We start from the raw sequence: 20,541 nt of genomic DNA, 5'->3' as shown, positions 1-20,541 counted from the left end.
GAGAATGGGATTTCGTCGTGAGTCTAACTATTAAGAGTCATGCTACGATGAAGGCAATAGCATGTCCAGAATGCCTCTCCATCAAAAAAGAGAATTGATGAACCAGAAAACTGGACATCCTTTGTACTTTCCCTACAATGCCTTGCCGAAAATAAACGCCGCCCGGAAATTTTTCTTAACGTGATTATACGAGAACCAGATAATGCAGAATGTCTTGCCAACGGAAGATTATGAAAATCAATTAATGGAGAAGGTCTGTCGCCTGAAAGGGATGATAACCCCCTTTAGCGCACCTGAGCCTGAAGTTTTCCGTTCCCCCGCATCTCACTACAGGATGCGAGCAGAATTCCGTATCTGGCATGAGGAAGACGACCTCTATCACGTTATGTTTGATCAACAGACGAAACAGCGTATCCGTGTTGACCAATTTCCAGTTGCCAACCAACTGATTAATAGCATGATGCAGGCAATCATTGCTGGTGTAAAAAACAACCCGATATTGCGTCATAAACTGTTTCAGGTGGATTATCTTTCTACTCGTAGCAACAAAATCATTGTTTCTCTGCTTTACCACAAAAAACTGGGGGATGAATGGCGCGAGCATGCAATCTCTTTACGCAATCAGTTAAAAACAGAGGGCTTTGATGTCCAACTTATTGGTCGAGCATCAAAAACCAAAATTACACTCGATCATGATTATATAGATGAAGAGTTACCCGTTGCAGGTAAGACAATAATTTATCGTCAGGTTGAAAATAGTTTCACTCAGCCAAATGCCAGTATCAATATTCATATGCTGGAATGGGCGATAAATATTACCAAAGATGCCAAAGGCGATCTGCTTGAACTATATTGCGGTAACGGCAACTTTTCTCTGGCATTAGCTCAAAATTTTGAGCGCGTGCTGGCAACAGAAATTGCCAAACCTTCCGTTGCTGCTGCGCAATTTAATATCGAAGCAAATCAAATTAATAATGTGCAGATTATCCGTATGTCAGCGGAAGAATTTACTCAGGCAATGAATGGAGAACGGGAATTCAACCGTCTTCAGGGAATTAACCTGAAGAGCTACCAATGTGAAACTATTTTTGTGGATCCGCCTCGCAGCGGCTTGGATGAAGAAACTGTCAAAATGGTACAGGGGTATCCACGTATTCTGTATATTTCCTGTAACCCAGAAACTCTCTGCCAGAATTTAGAAACGTTGACGCAAACTCATAAAGTCAGCAAGCTGGCGCTTTTTGATCAATTTCCATATACCCACCATATGGAATGTGGTGTATTACTGGAAAGACGCGATTAATCAGTTCGTTTATAACACGCCTTTCACGTTACTGAATCTTTCCAGACCAGAAAGCAGAAAACGCCATAATCAATCCTTAATGGCGTTTTCATGAAATCATTATCAAAAAGTCATTAGTTTTGCTTTTCTGAAAGCATAGCCTGCTGTCTGCGCACTTTCACCTTTCTGTAAATCCAAAATACCAATGCAGTTCCAATCACAACAGATAAGAAATTAGAGCCAATTTCCGGGTGCTTAACCCGAATGATGGCGTTATAAGCAAGAATCCCCAGGAAGAAACAGCCGATAGCCAGTTTTGGTAATCCCTCTGCCATTGGATAGGTCAAATAACGTTGATGGAGACAATACAGAGATAAGGCTAATGAGATAATCGGGAAGATTGAAAAAGGCACCAGTGAATTAAAAAATGCCGAGAAAGTTCCGTGTGTTGCCAGTCCAACGATAAGAGCCAGCAACATTGTGCTTTTATCTTGGCGGTATTGTTCCATCGTATTCTTCTCCTTTCAGACTATTTAAGAGGTTTTAGGGGCTGTTGTTGTTTTAGAGACAGTTGTTTTAGAGACAGCGGTTTTTAGGGCAGTACTTTTTGAATTAGCCGTTTTTTCTTGTTCTCGCCGATACCAATAAAAAGCGCCTTTGGAAATCATACGGAGTTGTAATACCAAACGTTCTTCGAGACGACGTCTTTTCTTTTCATCAATATCCAGCGCTTCTGCACCAGCACTGAACACAATTGTTACCATCGCTTCTGCTTGTATTTCGGTAAAATGACGCGGCATATGACTGGCCTGTTCAAGATAGTCTGCCAGCTCTGCAATAAAATGTTGGATTTCCCGTGCGACAGCAGCACGAAACTCAGCTGATGTTCCGGAACGTTCACGCAGTAATAACCGGAATGCGTTAGGATTATTACCAATGAACTCCATAAAGGTTGAAACAGAGGTGCGGATGACACTACCACCCTTTTCGATACGCTGACGTGCCTGACGCATTAGCTGACGCAGCATTAACCCGCTTTCATCCACCATGGTCAGCCCCAATTCATCTACATCACGGAAATGACGGTAAAATGAAGTCGGTGCAATCCCCGCCTCTCGCGCCACTTCCCGCAAACTCAGACTGGTGAAACTACGCTCAGCACTTAGTTGGCTAAATGCAGCCTCAATCAGGGAACGACGGGTTTTCTCTTTCTGTTTCGCTCTGACGCCAGTTACATTATTCACAACAATCCTGATATATCTGCTCGACTATATTATGGAGCAAATATATCAGATTCTGCTGTATTTGCTGTGATTGTTCTCTTAAAGATATTAACCCATATTTCCCTGTTTTATTCCTTATTCAGAAAATAAAAGCCATATGCTCATTAGGTTATTATGCCAAGTAATGTTAATATAGAGTTGTTATTTTGTGTAAAAATAGGTCTTTCCTCTATGCAATATACTCATTTTGATGCCATTGTAATTGGCTCCGGACCCGGTGGAGAAGGAGCAACAATGGGATTGGCAAAACAAGGAAAAAACGTTGCAGTTATAGAACGTTATAATAATATCGGCGGTGGCTGTACCCATTGGGGCACTATCCCATCAAAAGCCTTACGTCATGCTGTCAGTCGTATTATCGAATTTAATCAAAATCCCCTCTATAGTGATAATTCCCGCATTCTCCGCTCCTCATTTTCAGAAATTTTACGTCATGCAGAAGTTGTCATTAATCAGCAGACTAAAATGCGGCAGGGGTTTTATGAACGTAATCGGTGCCGGATGTTTGCAGGTGAAGCAACTTTCATTGATGAACACCATGTCAGTGTACGTTATGCCGATGATAGTGTTGACATATTAAGCGCAGACAAAATAGTTATTGCCACAGGCTCCCGACCTTACTGTCCACCCGATGTCGATTTTACTCACTCTCGTATTTATAACAGCGATACTATTCTGCAACTGGAGCATGAACCACGTCACGTTATTATTTATGGTGCAGGCGTGATTGGCTGTGAATATGCTTCTATCTTCCGTGGATTAGGCGTTAAGGTAGATTTGATCAACACCCGTGATTATCTGCTGTCATTTCTCGATCAAGAGATGTCTGACGCTTTGTCTTACCATTTCTGGAATAGCGGTGTTGTCATTCGTCATAATGAAGAATATGAAAAGATCGAAGGTCTTGATGATGGCGTGATTATCCATCTGAAATCAGGGAAAAAAGTTAAAGCAGACTGTTTACTGTATGCCAATGGCCGAACAGGTAATACAGACAAACTCGGATTGGAAAATATCGGGCTGGAAACAGATAACCGTGGTTTATTGAAAGTGAATCGGGTCTACCAAACCAGCAATGAGAATATTTATGCGGTTGGTGACGTGATTGGTTATCCAAGTCTCGCTTCCGCTGCCTACGATCAAGGGCGTATTGCAGCAAAAGCCATCATGACCGGAGATGCTGAAATGCATCTGGTGGAAGATATCCCAACAGGCATCTACACCATACCGGAAATTAGTTCGGTGGGTAAAACTGAGCAGCAATTGACGGCGATGAAAATCCCGTATGAAGTCGGACGAGCCCAATTCAAACATCTGGCCAGAGCACAAATTGCAGGAATGAATGTAGGTAGTATCAAGATACTATTCCACCGCGAGACAAAACAGATACTGGGTATTCACTGTTTTGGCGAACGAGCCGCAGAGATTATCCATATTGGCCAAGCAATTATGGAGCAAAAAGGTGAAGGCAATAATATCGAATATTTCGTTAATACTACCTTCAACTATCCCACTATGGCTGAAGCATACCGTGTTGCAGCTCTCAATGGGCTAAACCGATTATTTTGATGCTGTTCCGTTGACTTCAAAATAATTTCCCATTCTGACCCGAATCGCCTCTGCCAATTGCTCATAGCGACCACGCAGAGGTGAGCCAGGACGATAAACCAAAATGATAGAACGCTCAGGTACGGGTTTGTGGCACTCCAGATAACAAACACCATCCCGTTTTCTCTCTTTAGGAACAGACAGAGCGGGTAATAAAGTGATGCCACTTCCCGCCGCAACCATATTACGCAAGGTTTCCAAACTGGTTGCCCTGAAATGAGTATCTTCTTTGGCTCCAGCCTGAAAGCAAAACCCCATTGCTTGATCACGCAGGCAGTGACCATCTTCCAGCATCAATAATTTTTCCCCTGCAAGATCTCCCATTTTGACCTCAGTCCGGTTAGCCCATTTATGCTCTTCATAGACTGCAAGTTTCATTGATTCCTCAAAGAGTGGCAATTCGATGAATGATTCTGTTTCTCTCAACGAAGCCAAAATAGCACAGTCAAGTTTTCCACTATCAAGTTGCGCCAACAAATTCTGAGTTTGAGCTTCATGTAGATACATTTCCAGTTTGGGAAATAATTTATGCAACTCAGGAATAATCAGTGGCAGGAGATAAGGGCCGATTGTAGGAATAAGACCAATATGCAGTGGCCCAGACATGCTTTCACCTTGCAGGGCAGCCATTTCCTGTAAGACCTTTACTTCCCGTAATACCGTCTTGGCTTGCTCCACCAGCAACATACCTTGTTGTGTAAACAGAACTTTACGGCTTGTGCGTTCCAACAGCATCACACCCAATTCATCTTCAAGTTTACGTATCTGCCCACTGAGTGTTGGTTGACTAACATGGCAAGAATCAGCGGCTCGCCGGAAATGCCGACACTCAGCAAGAGCCACAAGATATTCCAGATCGCGGATATTCATTCCCAACCTCATTGTCTTATATCAATGATAGAATTGTTTAGTAAGACATTATATGCACGAGGTAATAGAACTATCAAATGCTTGTGAACTCTGGTGTTTTTTATTGAAAAATAAAAAAACAAAAGTTATTACAACGGAGCAGCAAACCAGCCTGTCATAATAAACAGGCTGCCCAGTCAGAGAAAATTAATTGATATGCAACCTCTGCTTCGCCTCAGCAATAGCTAATTTCACCTGTTTCTGTGCTACGCCACCTTTTGCCAAACGTTTATCCAGACAAGACTGTAACGATAAAATGTCATATACATCTATCGAAATAGTTTCACTGAATTGTTGCAGTTCAGATAATGACAGTTCTTCCAACGCCTTACCTTTCTTTATTGCAGCAATCACTGCCTCACCAACAATGTGATGGGCTTCACGGAATGGAACATCTTTTGCCACCAGATAATCTGCCAGTTCAGTAGCATTGGCATAGCCCTGTTGTGCAGCTTCCTTGCAACGATCACGCTTTATCTGGATGCCATCTAATACCAACACTGCCATATGCAGGCAATCCCGCCATGTATCTAATGCATCAAACAGGCCCTCTTTGTCTTCCTGCATGTCTTTGTTATAAGCAAGGGGAAGACCTTTCAGCGTCATCATCATACTTGTTAATGCACCTTGTACCCGACCACATTTACCACGGATCAATTCCAGTGCATCAGGATTCTTCTTTTGGGGCATCAGGGATGAGCCGGAAGTTACCCGATCCGACAATTCTATAAAGCCTGCTTCTCCACTGTTGAAGAAAATCAGGTCTTCAGCAAAACGTGAAAGATGGATCATGCTGATACTGGCATCGGATAGCAGTTCCAGAACATGGTCACGATCTGAAACACTATCCAAACTATTGCGGGTTGCTGAAGCAAAACCAAGCCATGACGCCAATTGCTCCCGATCAATATCGTACGCCGTTCCTGCCAGCGCACCGCATCCCAATGGGCTGACATCCAACCGTTTAAGAGTATCTTGCAAACGAGTTTCATCACGACTAAGCATTTCTGCATAAGCAAGACACCAATGGGCGAAAGTAACTGGTTGCGCCCGTTGCAAATGGGTATAACCCGGCATTACTGCATCCTGATTACTTTCAGCGGTAATCACCAGCGCTTGTTGTAACTTTATAAGCGCTTGCTGAATATCCGCTATCTGACTTTTACACCATAATTTCAGATCTGTAGCAACCTGATCGTTACGGCTGCGTCCTGTGTGCAGTTTTTTGCCCAGATCCCCCACTTTTGCAATTAGTTGCCCTTCCACCCAGCTATGAATATCCTCCGCATCACTTTGCAAAATAGCCTTGGGGTTGGCCCGTACTTCATCCAGTAACTCATTCAGCGCCAAATCCAGCTTTTGTTGTTCTTCTGGCGTCAAAACACCGACTGTAACCAACGCCTTTGACCACGCAACGGAGCCGATAATATCCTGCTCCGCCAAGCGATAGTCAAAACGCAGAGAATCATTAAATTGCTTGAACCGCTGATCGGCTTCCTGACTGAAACGTCCACCCCAAAGTGCCATAATTGCGTACCTCTTTTCTCTGATTGCCCGGAAATTATTTTTTGCTGTTCAACGCACGGATACGGGAAGAAAGCGAATGGAGGCGAATAAACCCTTCCGCATGCCTATGATCATAAACTTCATCTTCTCCGAAGGTGGCGAACTCTTCAGAATAGAGGCTATGAGGCGATTGTTTCTGTATTGCTGTTACCTGCCCTTTATACAGCGTCAAGATCACTTCACCACTGACATTCTCAGCAAGTGTTTCCGCCGCAGCCTGAATGGACTGGCGCAATGGTACAAACCAACGACCATCATAGACAACATAGGACATCTCAAGCCCCAATTGCTGACGCCATTTGAAACTATCGCGATCCAACACTAGCTGTTCAATACCACGCAGTGCAGCCATCATGATGGTTCCTCCCGGAGTTTCGTAGCAACCACGGGATTTCATTCCCACCAAACGGTTTTCCACAATATCGATCCGGCCGATACCGTGTTTAGCCCCCAGTGTATTCAACTCATTAAGGCATTGATATGGCGACAATACCTTACCATTCACTCCAACCACTTCCCCTTTTTCAACCGTGACAGAGACATATTCCGGTTCATCAGGTGCATCTTCTGGCTCCACAGTCCATACCCAACAATCTTTATTGGCCGCATTCCACGTGTCTTCCAATACTCCGCCTTCGGTCGAGATGTGCCATGCGTTTTCATCACGACTGTAGATTTTTTCCAGTGTTGCGGTTGTGGGAATATCACGAACTTTCAGATAATCCAGTAAAGCTTCACGGGAACGCAAATCCCATTCCCGCCACGGAGCAACTACTTTCAGGTGTGGAGCCAACGCGGTATAAGTACTCTCAAAACGAACCTGATCATTACCTTTGCCTGTTGCACCATGAGCAACAGCATCAGCTCCCACTTTCAGTGCTAATTCAACCTGTGCTTTGGCGATAATGGGACGTGCCATTGAAGTGCCGAGCAAATAACTGCCTTCGTACAATGCCCCCGTTTTCAGCACCGGATAAACATACTCTTTGATGAATTCTTCACGTAGATCGACGATATGACATTCCGAAGCGCCAGAACGTAACGCTTTTTGTTCTATACCATCCAAGTCTTCACGACTCTGGCCAACATCCGCAACAAATGCGATAACTTCACAATTGCCATAGTTTTCTTTTAACCACGGAATGATGGCAGAGGTATCCAAACCACCAGAATATGCCAGAACAATTTTTTTAATACTGTCTTTCTTTGAGGTAACAGTCGTTGAGGTAATTGTCATAGATATAGCCTTTTACTTTTTTATTTATCTCAGTTGAACGCTAAACCAAATCTGTTCTATCTTGTTATGCCAGAATGCGAGTGCCAACGGGTATACCATTAAATAGTGCGATCAGTTGGTCAGCATAACGCCAACTTGCAATATCTACCGGATGCCCTAATGTTTTTGCGGCTTCCAATGCTGCATGAACTTTCACAATCATGCCGTTGGTAATGACTCCTTGCTCAATAAGCTGCTTTATTTTTTCTTCCGTAACTTCAGCAATTCTTTGTCCCTTTCCATCCAGAATGCCACTGACATCCGACAACAAAACCAGATCCGCATGCAATACCTGCGCAATAGCTGTAGCAGCCTGATCTGCATTGACATTCATTAACTCGCCCTTTTCAGTAATACCAATGGAACTGATAATAGGGATGTAGCCGAGATCCAGTAAAATTTTCAGTAAATCCGGATTACCGGGATAAGCTCTGCCAGTGTGACCAAGCTCCTCATCAAGCTGAGAAACTTTCACAACACCGCCATCCCCTAAACACAAGCCAACAGCAGGCAAACGGTACTTTGTCGCCCAGGCGAGCAAAGTTTTATTGGCTGTACCTGCCAGTGTCCCGGTAATAATGTCGATCTGATCAGCTGGCGTTACACGCAGACCTTGTTTCTTCATAATCGGTAACTGTAATTTCTGCATCAGGTCATCAACCAAGCAACCCCCTCCGTGTACAATTACCAGTGGGCGCTTATGCGTTTTTCGATATGACTGTAATGTAGAAAATAACCGCACCAGCGCTTCGTGACTATCTAATAACACACCACCCAACTTGATAACTAACGGCTCCATCAGATTTATCCTCTGTCGGTATTAAATGATTGTTGAATTAAAGCAATGCCTGAGTTTCTTCGAATCCGAACCGGATATTCATACACTGAACAGCCTGTGATGCTGCACCTTTCAGCAAATTGTCCTCAGCCCCAACAATAATCAGGTGCTGCCCTTGTACAGCAAAACCAATATCACAGAATGGCAATCCCACAACTGCTTTCAACGCAGGGAAGCCTTTTTCATATAACCGGATCAGTGGCTTATTGTGATAAGCCTGCCGATATACCTGCCTGATTTGTTCCTCTGTCACGCCTGATTTCAGCTTACAGGTAATTGTGGCAAGGATCCCCCGCGCAAAATTGCCTAAATGAGGTGTGAAGATTACCTCTGTACCTAAATGTGTCGCGATTTCAGGTTGATGACGGTGATTAAAAACCCCATAAGTCTGTAAACTGACTTCACAGAAACTATTATTCAATGAAGCTTTACGCCCAGCACCACTTACGCCACTGACAGCATTAATCACAGGCCACTGTTCTGTATCCAGCAAACCTTCTTCCAACAAAGGCTTCAGAGAAAGCTGTGAAACCGTGGGATAACAGCCGGGAACCGCGATAAGCCGGGCAGCCTTGATTTCTTCCGCCTGCCATTCCACCAATCCATATACTGCCTGCTCAAGCCAGTTGGTATTTTTATGCTCAAATCCATAGTATTTTGAATAAAACTGTGTATTTTGTACGCGATAAGCACCAGATAAATCAAATACGATACAACCCGCTTGCAAAAATATCGGTGCAATGTCATGGCTGACTTCGTGAGCCGTAGCAAGAAAAACGGCATCAATACCATCCGCAGCTTCAGCAACATCCATCAGTGGCTGTAAGGGTAAATCCACGATCCCTTTATATTGTGGATAAAGCTCTGAAAAACATTTCTCTGCATCAGCACTTTGAGAAGAAACCATCAGACCGGAAAGATGGACATGAGGATGACGTTGCAGATATGCTGCTAACTCTGCTCCGGTATAGCCACTGGCACCAACTATCAACGTATTAAGCATGGGATTTATTCACCTTGTATTAACCCGATGTATGTATTAACCCAATGTAGTAACCCAAATATACAATTGAATTTATATTCAAAAATATTGCATTAATATTGATACTATCTTGAATAAGGGCTGTCAACAGTGAATATTAAATTACCAACATTTATTGAGTTATATCACCAGCTTATTGCTGCGCCTTCTATCAGTGCAGTGGATGAAGAATTGGATCAAAGCAATGAAGTGGTTATCAATCTACTGGCTGATTGGCTGAAAGAGATTGGTTTTGAAATTGAGATCCAGCCTGTTCCGGAAACCCGCCGCAAATTCAATATGCTGGCAACATTGGGAAGCGGTACTGGAGGTTTACTATTATGTGGTCACACAGATACCGTGCCATTTGACGACGGGCGCTGGACCCAGGATCCATTCACACTGAGCGAACGCGACGGCAAATTATATGGACTGGGCACTGCTGATATGAAAGGCTTCTTTGCCTTTATTATTGATGCATTGCGGAATATCGACACCAGCAAACTATCTCATCCTCTTTATATTCTGGCTACCGCAGATGAAGAAACATCAATGGCGGGAGCACGCTATTTTGCGGCCAATTCTACTATCCGGCCTGATTTTGCCATCATTGGCGAACCTACGTCATTACAACCTATCCGTGCCCACAAAGGGCATGTTGCCCACGCTATCCGCATTGAAGGTAAATCCGGACACTCAAGCGATCCTGCCCGAGGCGTCAATGCCATTGACTTGATGCACGAATCCATCACTCAGTTGATGAAGCTACGCAATACCTTGCAGGAGCGTTACCACAATCCGGCTTTCGCTATTCCCTATCCCACAATGAATTTTGGCTATATCCACGGTGGAGATGCGGTAAACCGTATCTGTGCCTGTTGCGAACTGCATATGGAAATCCGCCCGCTCCCCGGACTCACTTTGCAGGATTTGAATGAAGCACTGAATGAGGCACTGGAGCCTGTAAAACAGCGCTGGCCGGGACGCCTGAATGTTACAGCGCCTCATTCTCCCATTCCGGGTTATGAGTGTCCGACTAATCACAAGCTGGTGGGTGTCATCGAAAAACTGCTGGGAACAAAAGCAGAAACCGTCAATTACTGTACCGAAGCCCCTTTTATTCAGGAGCTATGCCCAACATTGGTTTTGGGACCGGGTTCAATTGAACAGGCTCATCAGCCTGATGAGTATTTAGAAGTGTCGATGATTGAACCAACGAAGAAATTGATTTCTCAGATTGTGGAACATTTTTGTTTGAGTGAGATTTAAAACCTATTCTCTGAGTGGGACCACGGTCCCACTTATTTTAAATAGAAAAATTCATTGAATTACCATTGGGTAATTTAACACCAAGGGTCATTTCTCCCCCCATAGACTCAATGTATTTTTTAAGTGTGGAAATTTTTAATTCATTTCCCCGTTGCTCGATCGCAGCAACTGATGATTGTGCAATACCTAAATTTTTTGCGACCTGAGTTTGTGAAAGCTCTAACGCTTCACGAATTTGGTAAAGTTGTGTTTCAAGCAGCAATTCTGCTGCTTTTTCTTTAATTCTCTCTTGGCTTTCGGGGCTGCGCTTTTCCATCAGTTCTTTTAATGTAGCCATATCATCTCTCCAGATCCTCTAGATGAATTCTGAATTGTTCATCAGCAATCTCAATCATCTCTTTATAGAACAATCGTTGATTTTTCCCTGCTTTATTACCTGCACAAAGAATAATTGCCTGACGTTTTGGATCAAATGCGAAAAAAGCACGAATTGGCATTCCATTATGTTGGATTCGTAGCTCTTTCATATTCGGATACCGGGAACCATTCAGTGTATCAACCAATGGTCGGCCCAGTATCGGTCCTTTTAGTTCTAACACATGCATTACTGCCAAAACACTTTCCTGCAATTCATCAGGTTGTTCATCAAACCACTGGTCAAACAATTCTGTTGTTATTAGCTCCCACACATTCTGCTCTCCCTATACAGTTATAATTTCCAAGGTTAACCATAGACTGTAGCCTACAAAAATATCATAGACTATAGTCTATAAAACTCAACCATTTTGTACAAAAAACAATCCATGTTCGTTAATAGGGGCAACGCATTTTTCATAAACTCGTTCTTCCAACATGAATTTCTTTCCTGATCACTTTGAATATTCCTCATCGGAAATAAGCCATTTCCCAATTGACTAAAAATCCTGCTTCGCTCATTCTATTTGGACATCTAAATGGATAGACATATAAACACTTAAACATCTAAACGTAGACGGATATAGGTTCCGTTTGTTCAGGAGGGCGCAGGATATGAGTTTTTTTCATGCAAATCATCAAGAGGCACTAAATCAGAATCTGGCTGAACTTGAAGGCCAGATCCGTGTTTCCTTTGAATTCTTTCCCCCCAGAACCACTGAAATGGAACAAACTCTATGGAAATCCATTGACCGACTAAGCAAACTGAAACCTAATTTTGTTTCCGTGACTTACGGTGCCAATTCCGGCGAACGTAACCGCACCCATAGCATTATTAAAGGAATCAAGGACAAAACTGGTCTTGATGCAGCTCCGCATTTAACTTGCATTGATGCCAGCCGTGAAGAATTACGTGATATCGCTCGCGATTACTGGAAAAACGGTATTCGTCATATTGTGGCCCTGCGTGGTGATTTACCCGATGGTAGCTGTAAACCGGAAATGTATGGCACTGATTTAGTAGAACTTTTAAAGAGTGAGGCAGATTTTGATATTTCGGTCGCGGCTTATCCGGAAGTGCATCCAGAGGCAAAAAGTGCACAGTCTGACCTCATTAACCTGAAAAGAAAAATTGATGCTGGAGCAAATCGCGCTATCACCCAGTTCTTTTTTGATGTGGAAAGTTATCTGCGTTTTCGTGATCGCTGTGTATCGACAGGAATTGATGTGGAAATTGTACCTGGGATTTTGCCTGTCTCGAATTTCCGTCAGTTACAGCGATTTGCTGCTATCACTAATGTTCGCATTCCAAGCTGGATGACCAGAATGTTTGAGGGTTTGGATGATGATCCTGAAAGCCGCAATTTAGTTGGCGCGTCTATTGCGATGGATATGGTGAAAATTCTGAGTCGTGAAGGAGTGAAGGATTTTCATTTTTATACACTGAATCGCGCGGAATTGAGTTACGCCATTTGCCATACGTTAGGTGTTCGTCCTTGTTGATTCTTTCTCCCAAAAGAAAAGCCGGACTAGATGGTAGTTCGGCATGATTGTATTCAATTCATTATCGTTACTCAACTCATCATCTTAAGAGAAAAAAATTGTATGTTTTTACCTCGTTTTCTTTTTACCAATAAATAAAAAACCGAACAGTTTCCCATTCGGCCTTCATTATTCAGTAAGAGAAAAGCTAACCTGTATTACGCATTCCTGCGGCAACGCCTGCGATTGTTACCATCAGCGCCTGTTCCACACGAGGGTCGGGTTGTTCCTGCTGACGGGAGCGTTGTAATAATTCTGCCTGTAGGACGTTCAATGGGTCGGTATATACATTACGCAATGCGATAGATTCGGCTATCCACGGCAAATCTGCCATCAACTGCTCATCTTGTGAGATCATCAGAACCGTTTCTATATCCGCTACAAGTTGATTGCGAAGTTTATTCCCCAGTGGCCACAGTTTTTTATCAACCAAACGTTGATCATAATATTCCGCCAGCCATAAATCCGCTTTGGCAAAAACCATTTCCAACATCGCAATACGAGTAGTGAAGAAAGGCCAATCACGGGACATTTCTGACAAAATATCCTGTTTTCCCGCATCTATTACGTGTTGCAGTGCTGCCCCCGCCCCCAACCATGCCGGAAGCATCAGACGGTTTTGTGTCCACGCGAAGATCCACGGGATTGCCCGCAGGCTTTCAACACCGCCTGTAGGACGACGTTTAGCCGGGCGCGAGCCTAATGGTAATTTCGCCAGTTCCGGCTCAGGTGTCGCCGAACGGAAATAAGGCACAAACTCCGGCTGTTCACGAACGTAATCACGATACATGTCACAGGAAACATCAGAGAGTGTGTTCATGACTTGTTTCCATTCAGCTTTTGGTTCCGGTGGCGGCAGTAAATTGGCTTCCAGAATGGCACTGGCGTACATCGCCAGACTGCTGATCGTCACTTGCGGCAAACCAAATTTAAAGCGGATCATCTCACCCTGCTCCGTGACACGCAATCCCCCTTTCAGGCTTCCCGGCGGTTGAGAAAGTAATGCCGAATACGCCGGAGCACCACCACGACCGATTGTACCTCCCCGTCCGTGAAACAGCGTCAGCTTCACACCCTCTTTTTCACACAATCTGATAAGCGCATCCTGAGCCCGGTATTGAGCCCAGGATGCAGCCATTACTCCCGCATCTTTTGCTGAGTCAGAATAACCAATCATAACCATTTGCTTATCCTGAATCAGTTCACGATACCATTCGATACGGAGCAATTGCTGGATCACACGTTCTGCATTATTCAGGTCATCAAGGGTTTCGAATAATGGTGCAACAGGCAATGATAACGGACAGCCCGCAGCTTTCAGCAATAACTTCACTGCCAGCACGTCTGAAGGCATTTTTGCCATGGAAATGACATATGCCGCAATCGCATCTTGTGGTGTTTCTGCAATCACTTTACAGGTTTCTAAAACTTCCTGAGTCTCGGCACTTGGTTGCCAGTCATGGGGGATCAACGGACGTTTGGAGTTCAGTTCACGCAGTAAAAATACCTGTTTTTCTGTTTCTGACCAACTCGCATAATTCCCCATTTCCAGATATTGGGTCAGTTCTGCGATAGCATCAGTATGACGGGTACTTTCCTGACGAATATCAATACGCACCAATGACAGGCCGAAACAACGAATACGGCGCAAAGTATCCAGTAATTGGCCGTTAGCGATAATTTCCATACCGCAGGCTTTCAGCGATTGATAACAAGCATAGAGTGGCTGCCACAATTGTTCGTTATGCAGCAATAAATCCGCAGGGGGGATAACTTGCTCACCTTTCAGACGTTTTTCCAGATATGCCAGTGTACTATTTAATTGTGTCCGCAACTGCTTAGCAATTTCACGGTAAGGCTCTATAACCTCATCACCTCCTGCCATCTGACGCAGTTCTGGCGTACATTCCGACATGGAAAGCTCTGATACCAAAATCTGAATATCTTTCAGGAACAGATCCGCCGCTTTCCAGCGACTGAGTAACAACACATGGCGGGTGATTTCTGCTGTAACATTAGGATTTCCATCCCGATCTCCCCCCATCCAGGAAGTAAAACGGATAGGAACAGCTTCTGCTGGCAGACTGTAACCAATAGATTCTTCTACTTGCTCATTAAATTCACGCAAAAATGCCGGAACGCCTTCCCACAAGCTATTCTCCACCACTGCAAAACCCCATTTAGCTTCATCAATCGGTGTGGGTCGAATTTTGCGGATTTCATCGGTATGCCATGACTGGGCAATAAGCTGACGTAAACGACGCGTAATATTATTACGCTCATAATCTGCTAAATCATCATGATCGAGCTGCGCCAGACACGCATTCACTTCAACCAGTTTATGGATCAGAGTACGGCGGGCAATTTCTGTTGGATGTGCTGTCAGCACCAGCTCAATGGAAAGTTCATTAACTGCCTTAACCAGATCATCATTATTAAAACTTTTACTTTTCAGTCGATCAAATAATGCAGCCAATGCCACAGGATTGCTGGCAGCTTCACCATGCGGTGAAATACTGTGATATTGTTCAGCAACGTTGGCCAGATTGAGGAACTGGTTAAACGCTCTGGCAACTGGCAGCAATTCATCATTAGATAAATTCTGTAGTGTTGATAAAAGTTGCTGGCGATTAGCTTCGTTTCCGGCACGAGATGATTTAGATAACTTCCTTATTGTTTCAACTTTATCAAGAATATCTTTTCCCTGAGCCTCTTTGATCGTGTCTCCCAGTATCTTACCAAGCATACTGACATTACTGCGCATTGCGGAATATTGCTGATTCATGTGATTCCTGACCTTGTGTTGCTGTATGCATGTTTTGTTTGTTTCTAACACATTATTTCTAAACACACTATTCATACCAGAAAACAAGCAATTTGGTCATATCAGAAACAAACAAATTGGGAGGTTTAGTCGGGACAGAAAGCGAAATATCCCGACCGAAAGCGTCGTATTTTATAAGAGTTGTGATAAGCGGTTCAGATCTGATTGGATTGCTCCGGCAGTTACATCTCGCCCGGCTCCAGGGCCACGGATAACCAATGGATTATCACGATACCAACGGCTTTCTATGGCGAAGACATTATCTCCCGGTAATAACGAAGCTAAAGGATGTTCTAAACGCACAGCTTCCACCCCGACTTTCGCCTTACCTTTAGCATCAAAACGCGCAACATAACGCAATACCATTCCCATTTCACGCGCAGCTTTCAACCGTTTTAGCATCTGCTCATTAATAGCAGAACTGTTTTCGAAGAACTCTTCAATAGAACCAACACTGGCTTCTGTCGGCACAAGTGATTCTACCCTTACCTGATCCAGCTCTATCTCATAACCTGCTTCACGAGCCAGGATAACCAATTTGCGCATCACATCCTGACCGGAAAGATCAATACGAGGATCAGGCTCCGTCAACCCTTGTTGCCATGCTTGTTCTACCAGATCACTGAAAGGAACTGTGCCATCAAATTGCAGGAATAACCACGATAAAGTACCGGAGAAAATGCCACTGATAGACAGGATAGTATCCCCGCTTTCCCGCAAGTCCCTGACGGAATAGTTAATTGGTAACCCGGCACCAACGGTCGCATTGTATAACCAATGACGGCCTGTTTTTGCAAAAGCATCCCGGATCATGCGGTAAGTGTTACTGTCAGATGAGCCAGCGGCTTTGTTGGCGCTGATCACATGAAAACCATAGCTGGCAAAATCTATATAGTTACTCGCCAATTCTTCACTTGCCGTTATATCCAGCACCACTAAATCATCATAAGGGTGTGCCCGCATCCATAAAAACAGTTCATCACCTTCACGTATGGTGGCTTCATCATTAAAGAATGCCAGTGCCCGACTTGCGTCAATGCCCTGATAGTTCAGCAGACTCCGGCGGCTATCGACAATTCCCGCCAAAATAAATTCAAAATCACTGCGTGCAGAGATATTTTTCTGTTCACGAGCAAACAATTCCAGCCAACGTGACCCGATATTTCCTTTTCCAAACAGAACCAATCCAATACGTTTTTCTGCCCGGAACAGGCTCTGATGCAATCCTTGAATCAAGTGCGATGTCTGGCTCAGACGCAATACAGCAACCAGACTGATGTCATCTTCTGCATGCCAGATAAATTCAACTGGTTGGTCTTTCAATTGTTGATAAAAACGGTGGCTATGTAGCGGATTTTTGCCTACGCCTGCTCCCACCAAAGCCACCAATGATAATCCTTCACGCAAGGAAAGTTTTCCTGGCAAAGATGCATCCTGCAAAACATCAAGGGCACTATTAACAACTTCAGAGGTATAACAAAGCTGGATCAGATTGCAGTCAGCATGCAACCCCGTCGCCAAAGGACGGATTTGAGCACGCTTTAACAACGAGTCGATATCTTTATAAGTTTGTTTAAAGTTATGGGCAGAAGAAAAGTGCAACTCAATCAGGCAAACATCATCGTGGCTGGTAACGATTTTAGCACCTGTTCCTGTCGCCAAAACTCGTTCAATGCGAGTAGAGCCTTGCTCAGGCTGATAACTACAACGTAATTGCAAATCGATATCACTGACGGAAACGGGCTGTAATGTACGGGTATGAAGTACAGGAGCTGCCAGACGAGCCAGTTCGCTGGCCTCATCCAGACGCAATAATGGCAGGAGACACGCATCCTTAACTTTGCGCGGATCTGCACTGTAAACCCCGGCCACATCACTCCAGATTGTCACTTTTCTGGCACCAGCTAATGCACCAACCTGTGTTGCAGAATAATCACTGCCATTGCGCCCCAATAGCACGGTTTCACCCTTCTTATTACTGGAAATAAAACCTGTCACTACTAAGCGCTTATTGGAATTCTGGACTAATAACTGACTCAGCAAAGGCTGGGAAAGATTGACATCAACCTGTGGCTGGGCTGCCCGTTCTGCTCGCAGAAATTGGCGCGCATCCAGCCAGGTGCTAGGAATACCTTGTGATTCAAGTACTGCGGCCATCAGGCGAGCGGACCATATTTCGCCATGACCAACAACTTCAGCATAGGTAATGTCACTAATTGGTTTATCCAACAGCGCACTCAACCTTTCCAAATCAGCAATAAAATGTGCGATCAGAGTTTCAGCAACGGTTTCTGGCAATAATCCGCGGATCAACTCTTGCTGGTAGCGCCGTAAGGATTGCTGAACTTGATGAGCTGAAATACGGTCACTCTGACTCAATTTCAGCCAATCAATCAGTTGATTAGTCGTACTGCCTGCTGCTGATACCACCATCAAGTCACCCGGCTGGCTATAATTCGCCATAATATCCGCAACCCGCTTATAACATTTCACATCTGCAAGGCTGCTGCCGCCAAATTTATGTAACTGGCGGCCAGATTCCGCCCCTGCTGTTGCCAGTTCAATCATGATTACCTCGTTGCCGCTGCCTGAAATGCATTATCCAAATCAGCAATTAAATCCTGACTATCTTCTATTCCCACAGAGACACGAAGAAGTGAGTCCGTAATCCCTGCCTGTTTCCTTGCTTCTGCCGACATACCAGCATGTGTCATCGTAGCTGTATGAGAAATCAATGACTCCACACCACCCAACGATTCTGCCAGAGTAAATAATTTTAACGCAGATAAAAAGCGACGCATTGTTTGTTCATCACCATCAAGTTCAAAACTCAACATCGCGCCAAAGCCTGTTTGCTGTTGAAGAGCTATTTCATGCCCTGGATGATCTTTCAGCGCTGGGTAGTAAAGTTTTTTCACTTGTGGCTGTTGCTGTAAATATTCCACAATGGCAGCCGTGTTGCTTTGCTGTAGAAGTACCCGCGCAGACAAAGTACGAATGCCTCGCAACAACAAGTAACTGTCGAAAGCTCCCCCGGTCACACCGATATTATTCGCCCACCATGCCAAATCTTCAGCCAGAGTGGGATCTTTGGCAATAATTGCACCGGCAATCAAATCAGAATGCCCATTCAGGTATTTTGTGCAGGAATGGACAACTAAATCTGCTCCCAAATCCAATGGTTTTTGCAGCACAGGGCTTAAAAACGTGTTATCAACTACCGTCAATGCACCTGCTTCACGAGCCAGACCACAGATGTACCCAATATCCACAATACGCAGCAATGGATTACTTGGTGTTTCAATCAAGATCAATTTAGGCTTTTGAGCAATTGCCTGCTTCAGTGCCGAATCATCCGCCTGATCAACGAAAATAACATCATAAGCGCCACGGCGGCTTAAGCTATCAAACAGGCGGTAACTCCCACCATAACAATCATGGGGTGCTACCAATAAATCTCCCGGTTGCAAGAAAACGGTGCACAACAGGTGAATGGCTGACATACCACTGCTGGTCATAACAGCACCTGCTCCGCCCTCCAGTTCAGCCAAAACCTGCTGGACAACATCACGACCGGGATTACCACGCCGTGAGTAATCATGCGCTCTCGGTTCCTTAAACCCTGTGAAACTGTACGTGCTGGAAAGATAGATAGGCGGGACAACACAACCATATTGTTCATCAATATTTGTACCGCTTTGTACTGCGACCGTAGCTTGTTTACACCCCATAATCTTTACCCGTTATCTTGTTTTCGGAGTCACAAAAGAATACCCTCCAGAAAGATAGACGTCAATACATCTAGACATCCAAAATAATTTACGGTTTAATAACATAATCCAATCATTCCCCCCGCTTTTTATGCCAGATTAGGGCATATTTTGTGAATTGATTAACCATAGCGATATAGTCGATAGGGGAAATATGCTAAAATGCCGAATTATCGACACGAACATAGCTCAGAAATAATTCCTTTTGTTTCTGATTTCAGTTGCTTGATTTAAAAATATTTAAGGTATCTCATGGCTGAGTGGAATGGTGAGTATGTCAGCCCTTATGCTGAACATGGCAAAAAAAGTGAACAGGTCAAAAAAATTACGGTTTCAATTCCATTAAAGGTATTGAAAATACTGACAGATGAGCGTACTCGTCGTCAGGTAAACAATCTGCGTCATGCAACAAATAGCGAATTGCTGTGTGAAGCATTTCTCCATGCGTTCACTGGACAACCCTTGCCCAACGATAATGATTTACGTAAAGAACGTCATGATGAAATCCCTGAAGCTGCAAAAGCCATAATGCGTGAGCATGGGATCGATCCTGAGACTTGGGAATATTGAACAGAAATGTTAGCCAGAAAGGCAGGTGTAACATACCATTCAGGCTAGCATTTTCATGTGAGTACATAGCCCAAAATCATACAAGGTATTTGTTGTAAAATTTTCTTATTTTAGGCGCTACGTGAGATGAGATATTAAATCCTTTCAGTATTCTGTCAAATACATCGTCATAGCAGGGTTCTGATACTCTAATATCTCCAGCAATAATTTGACTTGTTACTGTACCGACTCCCAATAATTCAGCTTTTTTATAAAAAATATAACTTTTGTGCTTAACAAAGGGGTGATCACCAATATTTAAAATACAGGTATCATCATACTGAATATCCGGATAAATAGTCGTTAGATTAACAGCGAGAAAGCATTATT

17 protein-coding genes are annotated in these 20,541 nt (G+C 44.0%); 5 read left to right on the top strand and 12 right to left on the bottom strand.

Annotation, left to right across the window (positions count from 1 at the left end):
• Positions 1 to 202: 202 nt before the first annotated feature.
• The gene (gene trmA / locus BDD26_RS00950; protein WP_115825321.1) at positions 203 to 1,303 is read left to right on the top strand and encodes a tRNA (uridine(54)-C5)-methyltransferase TrmA; all 1,101 of its coding nucleotides are present in this window, start codon (positions 203 to 205) and stop codon (positions 1,301 to 1,303) included.
• Positions 1,304 to 1,416: 113 nt separating this feature from the next.
• Here trmA and BDD26_RS00945 read toward each other — a convergent pair whose 3' ends face one another.
• Positions 1,417 to 1,791, bottom strand: coding sequence for a YijD family membrane protein (locus BDD26_RS00945; protein ID WP_038259678.1), 375 nt, complete (start codon positions 1,789 to 1,791; stop codon positions 1,417 to 1,419).
• A 24-nt stretch (positions 1,792 to 1,815) separates the two neighbouring features.
• The gene (gene fabR / locus BDD26_RS00940; protein WP_051502198.1) at positions 1,816 to 2,526 is read right to left on the bottom strand and encodes an HTH-type transcriptional repressor FabR; all 711 of its coding nucleotides are present in this window, start codon (positions 2,524 to 2,526) and stop codon (positions 1,816 to 1,818) included.
• Between the two features lie 210 nt (positions 2,527 to 2,736).
• On the opposite strand from fabR, the gene sthA reads away from it, so the two are divergent.
• A complete protein-coding gene (gene sthA, locus BDD26_RS00935) occupies positions 2,737 to 4,134 on the top strand; it encodes a Si-specific NAD(P)(+) transhydrogenase (protein ID WP_115825320.1) in 1,398 nt (465 codons plus the stop codon).
• Here sthA and oxyR read toward each other — a convergent pair.
• From oxyR to argC, 5 genes are all read right to left on the bottom strand, one after another.
• A complete protein-coding gene (oxyR, locus tag BDD26_RS00930; protein ID WP_115825319.1) occupies positions 4,126 to 5,043 on the bottom strand; it encodes a DNA-binding transcriptional regulator OxyR in 918 nt (305 codons plus the stop codon). The two genes, sthA and oxyR, sit on opposite strands and share 9 nt — an antisense overlap.
• Before the next feature lie 186 nt (positions 5,044 to 5,229).
• A complete protein-coding gene (argH, locus tag BDD26_RS00925; protein WP_038259683.1) occupies positions 5,230 to 6,609 on the bottom strand; it encodes an argininosuccinate lyase in 1,380 nt (459 codons plus the stop codon).
• A 34-nt stretch (positions 6,610 to 6,643) separates the two neighbouring features.
• Complete coding sequence (locus BDD26_RS00920; protein ID WP_051502199.1) at positions 6,644 to 7,885, bottom strand: argininosuccinate synthase; 1,242 nt, start codon at positions 7,883 to 7,885, stop codon at positions 6,644 to 6,646.
• A gap of 64 nt (positions 7,886 to 7,949) precedes the next feature.
• Positions 7,950 to 8,723 (bottom strand): acetylglutamate kinase, encoded by a 774-nt coding sequence (argB, locus tag BDD26_RS00915; protein WP_115825318.1) that lies wholly within the window; start codon positions 8,721 to 8,723, stop codon positions 7,950 to 7,952.
• Positions 8,724 to 8,760: 37 nt separating this feature from the next.
• Complete coding sequence (gene argC, locus BDD26_RS00910; RefSeq protein WP_115825317.1) at positions 8,761 to 9,765, bottom strand: N-acetyl-gamma-glutamyl-phosphate reductase; 1,005 nt, start codon at positions 9,763 to 9,765, stop codon at positions 8,761 to 8,763.
• A gap of 129 nt (positions 9,766 to 9,894) precedes the next feature.
• Here argC and argE point away from each other — a divergent pair, with 129 nt between their 5' ends.
• Positions 9,895 to 11,052, top strand: coding sequence for an acetylornithine deacetylase (gene argE / locus BDD26_RS00905; protein WP_038259687.1), 1,158 nt, complete (start codon positions 9,895 to 9,897; stop codon positions 11,050 to 11,052).
• A gap of 37 nt (positions 11,053 to 11,089) precedes the next feature.
• Here argE and BDD26_RS00900 read toward each other — a convergent pair whose 3' ends face one another.
• Both BDD26_RS00900 and BDD26_RS00895 read right to left on the bottom strand, forming a co-directional pair.
• Positions 11,090 to 11,389, bottom strand: coding sequence for a helix-turn-helix domain-containing protein (locus BDD26_RS00900; protein ID WP_038259688.1), 300 nt, complete (start codon positions 11,387 to 11,389; stop codon positions 11,090 to 11,092).
• Position 11,390: 1 nt separating this feature from the next.
• Positions 11,391 to 11,741 carry a type II toxin-antitoxin system RelE/ParE family toxin gene (locus tag BDD26_RS00895; RefSeq protein WP_038259689.1) on the bottom strand — a complete coding sequence of 117 codons (351 nt, stop codon included), beginning with the start codon at positions 11,739 to 11,741 and terminating at the stop codon, positions 11,391 to 11,393.
• Between the two features lie 340 nt (positions 11,742 to 12,081).
• Between BDD26_RS00895 and metF the strand changes: the two genes are divergently transcribed.
• Positions 12,082 to 12,969, top strand: a complete 888-nt coding sequence (gene metF, locus BDD26_RS00890; protein ID WP_115825316.1) for a methylenetetrahydrofolate reductase — start codon at positions 12,082 to 12,084, stop codon at positions 12,967 to 12,969.
• Positions 12,970 to 13,156: 187 nt separating this feature from the next.
• Here metF and ppc read toward each other — a convergent pair whose 3' ends face one another.
• The 3 genes from ppc to metB form a co-directional block, all read right to left on the bottom strand.
• The gene (ppc, locus tag BDD26_RS00885; protein WP_115825315.1) at positions 13,157 to 15,793 is read right to left on the bottom strand and encodes a phosphoenolpyruvate carboxylase; all 2,637 of its coding nucleotides are present in this window, start codon (positions 15,791 to 15,793) and stop codon (positions 13,157 to 13,159) included.
• 171 nt (positions 15,794 to 15,964) lie between these two features.
• Complete coding sequence (locus BDD26_RS00880) at positions 15,965 to 18,400, bottom strand: bifunctional aspartate kinase/homoserine dehydrogenase II (protein ID WP_038259694.1); 2,436 nt, start codon at positions 18,398 to 18,400, stop codon at positions 15,965 to 15,967.
• A 2-nt stretch (positions 18,401 to 18,402) separates the two neighbouring features.
• A complete protein-coding gene (gene metB, locus BDD26_RS00875) occupies positions 18,403 to 19,563 on the bottom strand; it encodes a cystathionine gamma-synthase (protein ID WP_115825314.1) in 1,161 nt (386 codons plus the stop codon).
• Between the two features lie 291 nt (positions 19,564 to 19,854).
• Between metB and metJ the strand changes: the two genes are divergently transcribed.
• Complete coding sequence (gene metJ / locus BDD26_RS00870) at positions 19,855 to 20,172, top strand: met regulon transcriptional regulator MetJ (RefSeq protein ID WP_038259696.1); 318 nt, start codon at positions 19,855 to 19,857, stop codon at positions 20,170 to 20,172.
• Positions 20,173 to 20,541: the final 369 nt, after the last annotated feature.

It is taken from the genome of Xenorhabdus cabanillasii (assembly GCF_003386665.1).
In the GTDB taxonomy this organism is placed as follows: domain Bacteria; phylum Pseudomonadota; class Gammaproteobacteria; order Enterobacterales; family Enterobacteriaceae; genus Xenorhabdus; species Xenorhabdus cabanillasii.
Note: the sequence above shows the minus strand (reverse complement) of the source record. Positions and strands in the feature narration are given on the sequence as shown.

Bases quoted from the DNA above. Each gene is read 5' to 3' on its own strand.
- BDD26_RS00880 (WP_038259694.1), bottom strand. From the start codon at position 18,400: ATGATTGAACTGGCAACAGCAGGGGCGGAATCTGGCCGCCAGTTACAT.
- trmA (WP_115825321.1), top strand. From the start codon at position 203: ATGCAGAATGTCTTGCCAACGGAAGATTATGAAAATCAATTAATGGAG.
- metJ (WP_038259696.1), top strand. From the start codon at position 19,855: ATGGCTGAGTGGAATGGTGAGTATGTCAGCCCTTATGCTGAACATGGC.
- BDD26_RS00900 (WP_038259688.1), bottom strand. From the start codon at position 11,389: ATGGCTACATTAAAAGAACTGATGGAAAAGCGCAGCCCCGAAAGCCAA.
- argB (WP_115825318.1), bottom strand. From the start codon at position 8,723: ATGGAGCCGTTAGTTATCAAGTTGGGTGGTGTGTTATTAGATAGTCAC.
- BDD26_RS00945 (WP_038259678.1), bottom strand. From the start codon at position 1,791: ATGGAACAATACCGCCAAGATAAAAGCACAATGTTGCTGGCTCTTATC.
- metB (WP_115825314.1), bottom strand. From the start codon at position 19,563: ATGGGGTGTAAACAAGCTACGGTCGCAGTACAAAGCGGTACAAATATT.
- BDD26_RS00920 (WP_051502199.1), bottom strand. From the start codon at position 7,885: ATGACAATTACCTCAACGACTGTTACCTCAAAGAAAGACAGTATTAAA.
- metF (WP_115825316.1), top strand. From the start codon at position 12,082: ATGAGTTTTTTTCATGCAAATCATCAAGAGGCACTAAATCAGAATCTG.
- oxyR (WP_115825319.1), bottom strand. From the start codon at position 5,043: ATGAATATCCGCGATCTGGAATATCTTGTGGCTCTTGCTGAGTGTCGG.
- argC (WP_115825317.1), bottom strand. From the start codon at position 9,765: ATGCTTAATACGTTGATAGTTGGTGCCAGTGGCTATACCGGAGCAGAG.
- sthA (WP_115825320.1), top strand. From the start codon at position 2,737: ATGCAATATACTCATTTTGATGCCATTGTAATTGGCTCCGGACCCGGT.
- ppc (WP_115825315.1), bottom strand. From the start codon at position 15,793: ATGAATCAGCAATATTCCGCAATGCGCAGTAATGTCAGTATGCTTGGT.
- argH (WP_038259683.1), bottom strand. From the start codon at position 6,609: ATGGCACTTTGGGGTGGACGTTTCAGTCAGGAAGCCGATCAGCGGTTC.